This window comes from Mucilaginibacter lacusdianchii (assembly GCF_009770985.1).
GTDB lineage: Bacteria > Bacteroidota > Bacteroidia > Sphingobacteriales > Sphingobacteriaceae > Mucilaginibacter > Mucilaginibacter lacusdianchii.
This window is the reverse complement of the sequence record NZ_WSRW01000002.1, coordinates 1,050,619-1,063,405: the sequence shown is the minus strand read 5'-3', so window position 1 is coordinate 1,063,405 and position 12,787 is coordinate 1,050,619. Positions and strand designations below refer to the sequence as shown.

The following is a 12,787-nucleotide window of genomic DNA, read 5'->3' as shown; positions in this document are numbered from 1 at the left end:
AGTTTCTTTTTTGCCTGTCAGTCGAGAATACTGATTTTATGCGATAGCCAGCGGCGAAGCAACGGTTTTACCCTTGCGGTAGCGCTATAGGTAAAATAGCTAATTTTGTGAAGTTTTAAAGATTGATTTTCCGAAACTGATCGGTATACAAACCATACAAGGCTATGATTGCCCAGGCAAAATTGATAAATGCCGAAGGGTAAGAACTATCATAACAGGCGCTTGCGCCTACAAATATCCCACCCCAAATATTTGCCCAATGGAAGGCAGAAGAGGTTGGTCGCCACTTTTTTATAATCAGTAAAAAATAGGAAACCAAAAAAAGTAAAGCACCAAGCCAGCCTAAAATATCAAATAACATTTTGGGCAAGGCTTGGTGCATAGTTTTATTATTATTTACTGATTATCCAGCGGTTAACCGTGTTATACTTTCCTTCCAACACAACTTTATAAAAGTTAGAAGTTGCTTCACGGCTCAAATCTATATTAAATTTTCCATCCTTTACCGGTACCTCGCCTATCAGTTTGTAATGGTCGGGCCGGCCGGTTTGTTTATAATCATTTGTACTGGCCAGCCATACTTTTACCTTTCCTTCATTGTCAACCGGCATCCAGGTAAGGTTGATTTTATGATTTGCTGTAGAAGCAACAGGCTGTGCTAATGACACCTTGCCGATAAGCGGCACACCATCCAACTCACGTTGCTGATCGGCAGATAATTTGATGTTCAAAAAGCGGCATATAGTGGGTACAATATCTACTACGCTTACCTGTTGTGTTTGCTTGGCATAGTTGTTAATTGGCTTTGCGTTATTAACAATCCATGAAGCCCGCTCACGGTCTGACTGGCCGCCATGCCCGCGACCGGTTTTGGGGTCACGTCCATGGTCGGTGGTTATCACAATCAACCAATCTTCTTTGTATTTTTCTTTTCGTTGCTTAATGGCTTCCCACAACTGGCCTACACGCCGGTCGGCAGCTTGCACGGCGTTATGGAACTGTTCGCTATCACCGTACATATGGCCCATATCATCAGTAAATTCCAAATAAACCCATGACAGGTCGGGCGCATTTTGGCTGATGACACGTGAGGCCTCATCAGTAACGGCCTGATCGATATCTGACATGAATTTGCGGCCTTTGTCATGCGGATATTTAACGGTATCTAGCTCCAGGCCATCAAAATGATAATCCATTTTAATGTTACCGGTTTGTGCAAGGCCTTCACCTATCAATTTGGTGCGGTTATCTTGCCAACTCGAAAAGACGGCGGCTTTGCCTTCAGGAAATTGGTTTTTAAATAAGCGGAATATCGTTGGATAATTGTAGTTGGGGGCTTTGATATCATTATCAGGCACATTGTGCTTATGGTACCATACGCCGGTAAGTACGTTGTAATAGCCCGGTGCCGATATAGTTGGCGTTTGGTTAAATTCGTTACGCTCTCCGCCCTGGTATGCGCTCAATAAAGCTCCTTCCTGCGCTATAGCATGCAGGTTGGGCGTAGGTACGCTTTCCATCACATCTTTAGAAACGCCGTCGATAATTACAAATACAACTTTCTGTTTTTGGGCGGCGGTTACACCGGTAACAAAAATAAAAGCCGCTGCTATTAAAATTTTTTTCATGCTAATTGTTTGATGTTTTACCAGCCAAAAATTTGTTTTAAGTTGGGGTTCAATAATACTTGATTTTGCGGTACTGGTCTGTAATAATATTTAGGCTCCTGGAAAATACCATTATCGGCAATGGTTTGTACAGTACCGGAGCTGCCGTTTTTCAAAAACACACCGGCATCCTGCCCAATCGAACCTGCACGATAATAAATGAGGTCTCTACCTAAAGCGTTTTTCTCCTTCACTTCGGGGATAGATTCATTGTTGTTTAGCAGCATAATGTCCGGAACACCATCACCGGTCAAATCATGCCGCCCAATGCCCGAAAAATATATACCTTCTTGTTCTTTCTCTAGTAATTTACCGGCATTCCAACGCATCAAATCGTCAAAACGGTAACCTTCCAAAGCCATTTCAATGCGTCGTTCACGGCGTATTTCTAAAAGTACCGCTTTTTGTGCCGATGTAACGTTGCCATATTTAACCGCCTGAACCGCATCGGTAGCAGGAGCAAGTGGCATGTGTGGCATTCCAACACGATCGCGCAGCAGGTTTACACTTACATCCAAATCAGTTTGTGTAAGTTCGCCCAATTCTGCCTTTGCCTCTGCATAAGTAAGCAGTATTTCGGCATAGCGTAATACCGGCACATCAAGGTTTTGCTGTATAACAGAACTTTGATCATTCACAAAGCCTTTAATTTGGTGATAACCAGTAAAGTTTTTAGCCAGCTGTTGTACATATAAACCACCACCTTGTGAATAGGTGCTGGTGTTAAGCAGCACAAAACCAGGGTAAGCATAAGTTTGGCTTAACCTTGGGTCTCGGTTTTCAAATTCCTTTACAAAAGAGAATGTTGCATAACCCGGCTGATTAGTATAGGCAGAACCATCTTTCATCAGGTAATCTTGTAAAAGATCTTTAGCGGGTGATACTTCATAGTTGCCAAACACGGTAGAACTCCAGCCGCTGTTTCTTAAACCGTTTTCGTTGTAAGTTGCTAAAATAACTTCGCTGTTGCCATTCAGGTTTTCTCGGTTAAACAAATTTACATAGTCTTGATTGGGGTTGCCGGTGGTGTAAAGTTTAAACTTCCCGTTATCTATAATATCGCGTGATACGTCACGAGCCAGTTCCAAAAAGCGCGTAGCTGTAAAAGCCAAGTTCAGCTCGTTATGATATCGCCGGTAAGTACCTTCGTATAAGGCAAAGCGTGCCTGATAAGCTTTAACAACCCAGCGGTTAACCGCTCCGGCATCTGATGTTGTATTGACGTGCGCTGCTGCAAAGGCGAGGTCTTCCATAATTTTATCAACCACTAATGTGCGCGGATCACGCGCTTTCATCAGCAGGTCATTATCATTGGTGTTAATAACCTGGTCGTACCAGGGTACGTCAGAATATCGCTTTACTTTTTCAATGTAAAACTGCGCTCTGAAAAAGCGCGCTATACCTTCGTAATGGTCAAGAACTTCTTTGCTTAAAGGCGCTTTTTTAAAATTTGTCAAAAAGTAGTTTGCACTGCGCAACTGCTCCCAATTCCAGCCTGTTGTAATGGTAGAGGCACTTGGGGTTCCCACCATCATGGTTTTAATTTCTACAGTACCTGTTGTAGCGGCATTATCAGTTGCCCTGTCATTATTGTAAATGCCCCATCCCGGAAAGTTGTACAAATTATTTATATAAAGTTTCAGGTCTTGCTCACTGTTAAAAAAGTTATCAGTACCTAAAGCCGTTTGCGGCTGTCTGTCTAAAAAGTCTTTTTTACAAGCACTCAGGCTTATAGCTGCAAGCGCAAACCCTGTTATATATTTGGTAATATTTTTCATAATTAACTTGGTTTTAAAAATTGAAGTTAACGCCAACTGAATATCTTCTTTGCCATGGATAGGCATATCCATTACCGCCGCGCACGGTATTTGACGAGGGGTTGATTACCGTATTTAAGTTGATGGCTTCCGGGTCGAAAAACTTTTTAAGGGCAGACCATTCGTAGATGTTCTCGCCACTTGCATAAAAGCGCACATTGGATACGTGCCATTTTTTAGTAAGGCTTGCCGGTAATGTATAACCTATGGTTAAGTTTTTAAAGCGCAAATAAGCACCGTTAAGCATATAACCTGTTTGCGGAATGGCTAAGCCTTTAGCATTCCCCGGTGTGGTGCCCAGGTTCACGTCGGCCAACCAGGCTTGTAGTATTGGATATTTTGAATTAAGATTCTGGTTAGCCAAACCAGCATTGATATAAGCCTGCGAGTGTTTGGCCATGTCAACAGGGCTATCGTTATTAGGCCGGTAAAAATCAAGCAGGTGCGGGTAGCCACCGGCATAGGGCTGCTGGTAAAAACCCCAGTACAGGTAATCGAGCGGATAATAATCACGTTTGGCCACACCCTGGAAAAATGCACGGATATCAAATCCTTTCCAGCTGGTATTTAAATCAAGGCCGAATTGGAAACGTGGCGAAGTGTTTCCGATGATCGACATATCTTTCGGATCTGTTGCAGTAAGGCCTGTTTCAATTTTTCCGTTACCGTCACGATCCATATATTTTGGCCAGCCCGGTACAATTTGAAGTGCTCCCCACGGAATAATGGATGATTCGTCCAAAGCATCAATTTCGGCTTGCGATTGGAACAAACCATTGCTTTGCAGGCCCCATATTTCGCCAAGTTGCATACCGTTACGGTATTGCAACAGGCTTTGATTAGGATTGTCAAACTTAGTGATTACCGAACGGCTGTCTGACAGGACGAACCGTGCACCGAATGAAATTGGGTCTTTACCTGTATTGAAACTATTTTGATAGGCTATTGAAAGCTCCCATCCGCGGTTACGCAAATCGGCCGCATTTTCACGTGGTTCACTGGCACCTAAAACATCAGGCAAATCTCGTCCTAATGTTAACATGCCTTTGGTGTTACGCTGATATATATCAAAAGTGATGTTCAGCTTATTGTTAAACAAGCCTATATCAGTACCAAAATTGCGTGTAGTTACTTTTTCCCAGGTATAATCTGGGCTAACCAACCCAGGGGTTGATACCGCCAAGGGCAAGGTTCCGCCAATTAAGTAGCCCGAAGTGTAAGGGTTTAAGGTTGAGATATATCCATAATCTGCCACCGACTGATTACCTAATGATCCGTATGACGCACGCAATTTGAAATTACTTAAAACAGGCTCCGCCCACTTCATGAATTTTTCCTGGTCTACACGCCACGCTGCAGATGCTGATGGGAAAAAGCCAAAGCGTTTATCTGACGGGAATCTCGAGCTTCCATCATAGCGCCCGTTAAACTCTAGGATATACTTGTCGTTATAAATATAGTTCAACCGGTAAAACAGGCCTTGTATAGCCCAATCGCTGATAGACTGGCTGGCTGTAAGATCTCCGGTTGCCAAGCCAAGTGTTGGGTATGAGGCCGAGATTAGTCCATAACGACGAATGTCGTTTGCTTCGGTACGTGAATACTCCTGGTTATAACCGCCAAGCACACTTAAATCATGCTTGCCCCATTTTTGGGTGAATGTTGCGTAGGTATTAAGTACTGTATAATCATCAAATCCCGACCATTTGCGAGCATAGCTGGTTCCCTCTTCGCGAACATCATTTGGCCCAAAACCAATTTTATATGGGGTACTGTATTCATTGTAATTATCAGCTCCTCTGCGATAAGTAAAATCAGCATTTACCTTCAGTATATTTTTGATGATAGAAAGCTCGCCATTAAACTGCGTTTGCAAACTAAAGTACTTGTCACTGCTTTTACCACCTTCGGTAAGCATTGCCCCGGTACGGCCAACACTGGTATTAGCCCAGGTACCATCAGGGTTTTTGTCATAATCAGTTGGAAACAAATTATAAATGTCTGATATCGAATAATTTGTTGGATTTTCCCTGCGCGTCATGGTTAGGTAGGTATTGTTGCCAAAGCTTAACCACGGTGTAATTTTATAATCTACTTTACTGCGCAGACTATAGCGATCAAAGTAATCATCGGCAATTTTAAGGATACCATTTTGATGATTGTAATTGCCCGATAAATAATAATTTGCTTTATTTGATTTTCCGCTGATAGACAAGGCATGGTCCTGAGAGATTGTGTTATCGCTCAAAAAATAACGAGTCCAATCCTGGTTACCCATGTATTCCCACAGGCTGTTATCCGTTGGATTTACCCTTACCCCCGCAACGGAAGGGTTATCTGAACGCTCTTTGGCATATTGATAAAACTGGTCGCTGTAGTTAACATTGTCCCAAGGTGTATTGTTGGTTGATAACTCCAGCAATCTCGAAAAGATATAAGGATCTGTAATCTTTTTAGGAATTACTGTTGGCTTATTGAGCGAAGTATTAAAGGTGTAACTCACATTAACGCCATCCTGGGTACCAGTTTTGGTTTTAATCAGGATAACACCAAATGCAGCACGTGCGCCATATACAGCGGCTGCCGATGCGTCTTTGATTACCGAAATGGATTCGATATCCTGTGGCGCCAAACGGTTAAGCTCAACAGCGTCAGAGGGCACGGCATCAATTAAAATCAACGGGTTACCGCCGTTGATAGATGTAATGCCGCGGATATTAATGTTAGCAGCAGCACCCGGCTCTCCCGAACCAAAATCAATATTAAGGTTGGGCACTAGCCCCTGCAAGCCCTGTGCTACATTAGATATAGGTCGGTTTGCTAAAGCTTTAGCACTTACCTGGTCAACCGCGCCAGAAAGGTTTACCTTTTTTTGTGTACCATAACCTACAACAACTACTTCATTCAGTTCGGCATTGTCTTTTTTAAGAATAACATCCACCGATTTGCGGTCGCCAACAGCCGCTTCCTGCTTAACGTATCCCATATACGTAAATTCAAGTACGGCTGTAGGGCCTGATACATTGATGGTGTACATGCCCTTAATGTCTGTTTGAGTAGCAGTTGTTTTGCCCTTTTCTTTAACTGATACGCCTATAAGCGTTTCGCCAAGATCGTCTTTTACCGTACCCGTGACCTTTTGTTGTTGTGAAAAGGCAAGGTTGGTGTACAGCAAGAGACATGTAATCAATGCAATGTAAAGTGTCTTCATGTCAACTTTTTGTTTGCTGCAAAGGAATAGTTGCAATATTAAGCTGACGTGAAATATCTATTAAATAAACTGACCGTTCAGTAAATTTATTTTTTTTATGTTTTATTCGCGGCAAGTTTTAATTTTAAAGACGATATGGGCAGAAAAAGCTTAAAGGAAGATCAGCAGAAACGTATTATTGAAGCATTTTACGAAGTGGCTAAGCGCGAGGGTATTGAAAATACCTCATTTGGCAAGGTAGCCAAAGAGCTTAATATGCATCAAAGCTTGGTGGTGCACTACTTTGCCACCAAAGAAGATATGTTACTGGGTTTGATTGATTTTATTATGCTCCGTTATGAAAATATTTATCAGTCAGAAACGGAGCAGGTAGATGCTCTTGAAAAGCTGACAGATGTGATGCATAATATATTTTCAAGAAAGTGGAACAGTTATATAGATGATAGTATATTCTACAATTGCTTTGCGCTCATTTTTCGGAATGAAGTGATTAAGCACCGCTTTCGGGAATTACATCTTTTGCTTAGACGCTGGCTTCAAAACCTTATCCAGGCCTGTATAAATCAGCGTTTGATTATCTGCGACGATGCGGCAAAAGCTGCTGACCTCATTTTTGTAATCTCTGATGGTGCCTATTATTATTTGAGCATGATTCAGGATGCTGAAGTTTATGACATTCATCTTAACAGATATAGGCAACAGGCTTTTAAGTTGTTAGGATTGAATGAAACAGTGCCATTATAGAATAAGCGCTTATAGTCACTTTTCTAAATCAATAAAAGAATAGTAATAGGGTATAAAAACTTGTTAAATGGCTTGGCTATTTTCTCAAAAATAAAAGTGATGCAGCCGTACCGGCACCCAGAGCTACACCGCCAACCACATCTGTTGGGTAATGTTCGCCCAAATACATTCTGGAATAGCTAACCGTACCAGCCCAAAGATAAGCCGGTGCAATAACATACCATTTTGGATAAGCCAAGCTTAGTGCCGTAGCTGTTGAAAATGTAGATGTTGTATGGCCCGATGGGAAAGAGGTACTACCTGCACGGTATACCGGAATAATTTTTACGTTGCGAATAAATGGCCGGGGGCGCTTAACAAAATGCTTAATCAATGTCATTATGCCGGCTGAAACTGCCGTACTGCTGGCTACATAAAGAGCATTTTGGCGCATCTCTTTGTTGCCTGATGCGATGCCGCCAATAAGCAAACCGGCAGGTACACCAATGTCACCATACAGCTGCGTGTTGGTCATCCATCTAAGAAAAGCAGTTTTCTCGGGTGTGCGGTTATTAGCCATATTAATTAACACCCTATCGTCCCAGCGTGTTGGTGGCACCACTTCTTGCGCGTACAAACTGCATCCTGTTGATATGCAAAATACAAATGCAAAAATAAACCTTAGCGGTTGTTTAAAAAGCAAGGACATCATGCAGGTAAAGATAGGGGTAACCGTACAGTTTGTTGTTGTTATAAGTTAGTTTGCTGTCAAAATAAAACAGGGCTTCCTATATTTCTTTACAACAGAACGGAAAACAAGTTTGTATGACGAGTATATTTATAAAGTATCTTCTGCAAACCTGATGTAACAAGTCCACTTTTAGCAGATTAATACTTTCAAATTAAAATCAAGTGAGCTGCAAAAGAATTATTACCTGATCGCTTATGTTATGAGTGTTATTTAGGGTAAAATAATTTTCAACCTTTCAATTCAGGTTCTACTTATTTTATTTTATCCGTATTCTTGTATTTCTACTGAAATAAACGGATATGATGGAAGATTTAAGCAGTCCGACTTTGCCGGCAATTGCTTTACGCGTTTTTGAAACACTACCCATTTGCTGTGTGGTACTCTCTCCGGAGCTTACTATACTTACTGCTAGTGATGACCATATTAAACTCATCGGAAAGCCAAGAGTAGAAATTGTTGGCCGTTACTTTTTCGACGTCTTTCCAAGAATGCCCGAATGGTCGGCCGGAAAAGAAGGCGGTGTTGCCGAATCTTTAGAACAGGTTTTGGCCACCAAACAACCGCACCGCATACCCCTAACCCGTTTTGATATACCAGACCCTCATAGGCCTGGACATTTGAAAGAATGTTATTGGCAAACTATGCACAAGCCGGTGCTGGATGATGACGGCGGAATTAGCTACATTATACACGAAACCCAGGATGTTACAGACCAGGTTTTGAGTAAACGGCATTTGGCCGATAGTTTGGAAACGGAACGTAAGGCCAAAGCCAGTGCAAACAGCATGAGCCGGCAAATGGAAATGCTTTTTCATGCCATACCTGCACAAATTGCGGTGGTTAGTGGATCGGATTTGGTTTTTACATATGTTAATCCTCAATATCAAAAAGAGTTATTTCCGGGACGTGAAGTATTGGGTATGCCTTTGCTTGAAGCTTTGCCTGAAATAAAGGATGAGCCTATCTGGAATATTTTAAACACCGTTTATACAACTGGTGAGCCATTCATCGATACGGAAATAGGTGTACCCCTTGCTGGTAAAACCGGAGGTCAGCTGAGCGATCATTACTTTAACGTTGTATATCAACCCTTAAGAGATGATAATGGCGAAATTAACGCTGTTTTGAGCTTTAAATACGAAGTGACCGAACATGTAGCCGCCCGAAAGTTACTTGAGGAAAATGAGCAAAAGCTACAGCGACTGAACGAAGAATTACAGCAGGCTTATCAGGAACTTCAGGCAAGTAACGAAGAACTGATGTCGGGTAATGAAGAGCTTATTGTAACTAATGAGGAATTGAAGCGGACGCAGGAACAGTTTGCCGAGCTTAATGAAAATCTGGAACGTAAGGTAGAAGAACGTACCTCGGCTTTACAGGAAAGTGAAAGTGAGCAACAGGCGCTTAACGAAGAGCTAACCGCCATGAATGAAGAAATTCGGGTTACTAACGAAGAGCTTTACGAAAGCCGGAACCGGCTTGAGGAGTTGGTGCAGCAACTAGCTACCAGCGAACAGAAAGTACGTAGTGTAATTGAAAGTGCTCCCTTTCCGATAGGTGTATACATGGGTAGGGAAATGCGAATAGAAATGCTTAATCAGGCTATTATTGATGCATGGAACCGCGGAAGCGATTTAATTGGCAAAACTTATGCGGAAGTGTTGCCAGAACTGGCAGGTACTGGCGTTTATGAGCGTCTGGACGAGGTATACACCACCGGTAAACCTTACCACGCAACCAATCAAAGGGTTGACCTTTTGGTTAATGGCAAATTACAGCCGTTCTACTTCAATTACGATTTTACGCCGCTGTTTGATCAGCAAGGCAACGTTTACGGCGTAATGAATACGGCAGCTGATGTGACCGACCTGGCTACTGCCAAATTAGAGGTAGAACAAAGTCACAAAAGCCTTTATAACATTATTATGCGCTCGCCGGTTGCCAAAAGCATTTTGCTTGGTGCCGATTACACGGTAGATGTAGCCAATGATCGCATGATAACACTTTGGGGTAAACCGCGCGAGGTGATTCAAAACAGGCCTGTTTTTGATGCCTTGCCCGAGGCTAAAGGACAGGGGCTGGAAGAAATATTGCATAGTGTTTATACAACGGGCAATACCTTCGAAACCCAGGAACGGCCTGTGATTATGTTCCGTAACGGCAACATAGAAACCTTATATCTTGACTCTGTATACCAACCATATCGGGATGCACATGATAATATCGTAGGTGTAATTTTTACTGCTATTGATGTAACAGCTCAGGTAGTTGCGCGTGAAGAAGTTCAGCAGTTAAATGAGGAACTGGCCTCAACTAATGAAGAACTGAAATCAGCCAACGAAGAGCAGTCGGCCGTTAATGAAGAATTGGTTACGCTAAATGAAGCCTTAAAGGTTAGTCAGGACGAATTACAATTGGCAATTGACGCTTCTGGTCTGGCCACATGGGATTTGAACCCTGAAACAGGACGGTTTGTAGGTAATGAGCTTACTAAAGCATGGTTTGGCCTACAGCCGCAGGATGAGATAGAATTATCAGATGCCTTGGCGGCCATTGCCGAAGCAGATCGCGAACGTGTTATTCAAAATATCGAACACGCTATGAACTATGCATCGGGCGGAGATTATGATACTTATTATACTATTGTCAATCCGCTTGATCAGGTATCAAGGGTTGTTAGAGCCAAAGGCAAAGCGCTTTTTAACGAACAGCAACAGGCTATCCGCCTGAGTGGTGTTTTGTTGGATGTAACGGAGCAAAAGAAAGATGAGCAACGCAAAAATGATTTTATTGGTATTGTAAGCCATGAATTGAAAACGCCGCTTACCTCACTAAAAGCCTTATTGCAGGTAGCCGGTTTAAAAATGAAAAAAAGTGAGGACGCTTTTTTACAGGGAGCGGTTGAAAAGTCAAGCCTTCAGGTGAAAAAAATGGAAACCATGATTAACGGCTTTTTAAATATATCGAGGCTCGAATCTGGTAAAATGGCTATTGAAAAGACACGCTTTATTTTACAACACCTGATTATCAATGTTATTGAAGAAACAAAATTAACGGTAACTAACCATCATATCCAATTTGTACCTGGTAATGTAGTGGAAGTTTGTGCCGATCATGATAAGATCGAGTCTGTCATTTCAAATTTAATCAGTAACGCTATCAAGTACTCGCCCAAGGGAAAGCAGGTTGTAGTGCAGTGCCAAGTAATTGAAAACAGCGTTCAGGTGAGCGTTCAGGATGACGGAATAGGTATTAAGGAAGAAGACAAACAGAAATTATTTGAACGCTATTACCGCGTAGAAACCAGTAATACCAGGCACATTTCGGGATTCGGTATTGGCTTGTACCTATGTGCCGAAATTATTGAAAGGCATGGCGGTAAAATATGGGTAAACAGCGATGAGGGCAAAGGCTCGACGTTTACTTTCAGCTTACCCATCTAAGCAGCTGCAATAGCTGCTTAGATTTTATATCTAAATCTTTTTACTCATTTTATGCTTAAGATACTTACGAATAGGAAGATCTACAAAACGCATAATTAAATAAGCCAGTGCAATCAAAAACAAAGCCGCTATAGGGATCATAATTTCCATTTGTGTCATAGACGGTTTTTTTACCTCCAGGTAGCTTAAAAACAGCCACAAAAATGGATAATGAATCATATAAAGGGGATAAGACAAATCGCCCAAAAACCTGCAAAATTTGGTAAATTGGGAACCAAGGCCAGCACCGGCACCTAAAGCTACCAAAAACGGAAAATAGAAAAGCACAATCAGCGGATCTGTAAAACGGTTAAGTTTATCTACATAAGGTACTAAAAATGCAGCGAGCAACAGCATGCTCACCGCAACAAAACCAAGGCGCGATTTGATGATCCAGCCCGAACGGTACACCAGCATACCTATTAAAAACGAGTAAGAAACGCGGATGGTCCCGCCTACAATATTGTCGCCACCCCAGCCCACGCCTAAATAACCAGATTTAGATGCTTCATAACATAAGGCTAAGGCAGCAACTATGGTTAATATCCACAAAATATAATTACGCAGTTTAAAAAGTATAAGCGCGTAGAAAATGTTGGCTATATATTCCCAAAGCAACGACCAGCTTGGCGGGTTAAGGTGAAAAAGATTAAAGTACCGCTCCTTAACAAGTGGATAGGGTATTAAAAAACAAGATGTTATAAACATCAAAAAAGTTTTACCTACGCCGTAGCTCTGGTAAAGCGTACTAAAGGGATCAAAAACAAAGGTGAGTAAGCCCAGCACCGAGCCGATAATGACCAACGGATGCAAGCGGATAAGCCGAAGTTTAAAAAAAGATAATAAGCCTATGTTGGGCAATCGGTTATCATAAGCATAAGCAATTACAAAGCCCGACAAGCAAAAAAAGAAATCAACCGCCAAGTAAGCATGGGCAATAAAACTTTTGCTGTAATCGGGTACCGCAAATTCCATAAAATGGAAAATGATTACCGCCACAGCAGCTATACCTCTTAAGCCGTCTAAAATTTCAAAATGTTGCTTGGTTTTAAAAGGATTTGCACTGGAATCAGCAGAATTCATCTAAAAGTGGTTTAGGAATGTTCGAGATTGGTTAGCGTTAAAAGTAAAAAACT

General features: G+C 42.0%; 8 protein-coding genes. 2 read left to right on the top strand and 6 right to left on the bottom strand.

The window, feature by feature from the left end; genetic code table 11:
- Positions 1-115 precede the first annotated feature (115 nt).
- From GPM24_RS22415 to GPM24_RS11425, 4 genes are read right to left on the bottom strand one after another with little or no spacing between them, the layout of a single operon-like run.
- The gene (locus tag GPM24_RS22415; RefSeq protein ID WP_439650763.1) at positions 116-361 is read right to left on the bottom strand and encodes a CBU_0592 family membrane protein; all 246 of its coding nucleotides are present in this window, start codon (positions 359-361) and stop codon (positions 116-118) included.
- Between the two features lie 31 nt (positions 362-392).
- Positions 393-1,628: an alkaline phosphatase family protein gene (locus GPM24_RS11435; protein ID WP_158826884.1), complete on the bottom strand. Its 1,236-nt coding sequence runs from the start codon at positions 1,626-1,628 to the stop codon at positions 393-395.
- Between the two features lie 17 nt (positions 1,629-1,645).
- Positions 1,646-3,445, bottom strand: a complete 1,800-nt coding sequence (locus tag GPM24_RS11430; RefSeq protein WP_158826883.1) for a RagB/SusD family nutrient uptake outer membrane protein — start codon at positions 3,443-3,445, stop codon at positions 1,646-1,648.
- A 13-nt stretch (positions 3,446-3,458) separates the two neighbouring features.
- Positions 3,459-6,695, bottom strand: coding sequence for a SusC/RagA family TonB-linked outer membrane protein (locus GPM24_RS11425; protein ID WP_158826882.1), 3,237 nt, complete (start codon positions 6,693-6,695; stop codon positions 3,459-3,461).
- A 135-nt stretch (positions 6,696-6,830) separates the two neighbouring features.
- Between GPM24_RS11425 and GPM24_RS11420 the strand changes: the two genes are divergently transcribed.
- Positions 6,831-7,439 carry a TetR family transcriptional regulator gene (locus GPM24_RS11420; RefSeq protein ID WP_158826881.1) on the top strand — a complete coding sequence of 203 codons (609 nt, stop codon included), beginning with the start codon at positions 6,831-6,833 and terminating at the stop codon, positions 7,437-7,439.
- Between the two features lie 76 nt (positions 7,440-7,515).
- Here GPM24_RS11420 and GPM24_RS11415 read toward each other — a convergent pair whose 3' ends face one another.
- Positions 7,516-8,055, bottom strand: a complete 540-nt coding sequence (locus tag GPM24_RS11415) for a phosphatase PAP2 family protein (protein ID WP_233268801.1) — start codon at positions 8,053-8,055, stop codon at positions 7,516-7,518.
- A gap of 413 nt (positions 8,056-8,468) precedes the next feature.
- On the opposite strand from GPM24_RS11415, the gene GPM24_RS11410 reads away from it, so the two are divergent.
- Positions 8,469-11,612 (top strand): PAS domain-containing protein, encoded by a 3,144-nt coding sequence (locus GPM24_RS11410; protein WP_158826880.1) that lies wholly within the window; start codon positions 8,469-8,471, stop codon positions 11,610-11,612.
- A 30-nt stretch (positions 11,613-11,642) separates the two neighbouring features.
- Here GPM24_RS11410 and GPM24_RS11405 read toward each other — a convergent pair whose 3' ends face one another.
- Complete coding sequence (locus tag GPM24_RS11405; RefSeq protein WP_158826879.1) at positions 11,643-12,734, bottom strand: acyltransferase family protein; 1,092 nt, start codon at positions 12,732-12,734, stop codon at positions 11,643-11,645.
- Positions 12,735-12,787 lie beyond the last annotated feature (53 nt).